The sequence below is a fragment of the Shewanella canadensis genome (assembly GCF_003966225.1).
Lineage (GTDB): Bacteria > Pseudomonadota > Gammaproteobacteria > Enterobacterales > Shewanellaceae > Shewanella > Shewanella canadensis.
The window spans coordinates 1-1155 of the sequence record NZ_RXNU01000053.1 but is presented as its reverse complement, the minus strand read 5'-3'; the positions used below and the strand labels follow the sequence as shown (position 1 = coordinate 1155).

The following is a 1155-nucleotide window of genomic DNA, read 5'->3' as shown; positions in this document are numbered from 1 at the left end:
GCTGTTCAACAATCTTTAAATTCTCCCGATACAGTCATAGCTACAGCTGTTAAATTAGGGCTCAATCCTAAGTTATTAACTAAGTGGAGAGCCCATTTGACGTCCTCAAAACATTCTAAGAAGCCCATTCCAAACCAAGGGCCTGATAAGAGTATTACTGCACTCGAAAGAGAGATTCGTGAGCTTCGTAAGAAGCTAGAGCGTGCAGAGTTGGAGAACGATATCCTAAAAAAGGCGAAGGAGTTCTTCGACAAACACCAGGGGTAAAGTTTAATTTTATCCAAAGGTATTGCTCTGTTCGAAGAACGATAAAAATGCTTTGTGAGATACTTAATGTTTCACGTTCTGGCTATTACAGCTGGCTTGACCGTGAGCCTTCTAAACGAGATGAAGATAACAAAGTATTATCTGATTTTCTAAAAGAAAAGATAGATGAGCACAACGGCATAGCAGGCTATCGAAAGCTATGGTTAGATGCTGTGGCCAACGGTTTCAACTGCAATAAAAAGCGAGTACAGCGCTTGCTACAAGTATTTGGCTATAGGTCTAGGGCATGTAAAAGAAAGTTTGGAGTGGTAAAACCTAAACTCATTGAAACTAGAGCGCCAAATTATTTAAACAGGAAGTTTGAAGTCTCTAAGCCTAATGCGGTTTGGGTATCGGATATTACTCAAGTCAGGTGTAAAGAGGGGTGGCAGTACCTGTGTGTCATCATCGATTTGTACTCACGCAAGGTGGTGAGTTGGGCAACCAGCTACATAAACTCGAGTGAACTGGTGATTAAGTCACTCAAACAGGCATGGGATGAACGTAGGCCAAATGGCAGTGAGCTAATGTTTCACTCTGACCAAGGCGTCCAGTACAGAAGTTTTAAGGTACTAAAGTGGCTAACGAAACGTGAGGTCACGGTTAGTATGTCCAGGAAAGGAAACTGCTGGGATAATGCTTGCTCGGAAAGCTTTTTTGCTCAGTTAAAGAAAGAGTGGTTCTCTAATCTGGAAGAGTTGAGCAGAGGTGAGATGACAGCTCAATGTCGGTTCTATATCGATGATTATTATAATATAGTGAGAAGACATGGGACTCTAGATGGAGTGAGTCCCACTGTATTTGAATCTAGAATTTAAACCCCGTGTCCACTTTGCCGGGGTCATATCA

The 1155-nt window shown here is 42.0% G+C and carries 1 protein-coding gene; it reads left to right on the top strand.

What is annotated here, in order from left to right; genetic code table 11:
- Positions 1 to 1124, top strand: a protein-coding gene (locus EKG38_RS24770; protein WP_126523529.1) for an IS3 family transposase whose coding sequence is annotated in 2 segments (ribosomal slippage) — positions 1 to 226 and positions 226 to 1124 — 1125 coding nt annotated over the 2 segments. Because the reading frame shifts where the segments join, the coding sequence is not laid out codon by codon here. This gene is flagged as partial in the annotation.
- Positions 1125 to 1155: the final 31 nt, after the last annotated feature.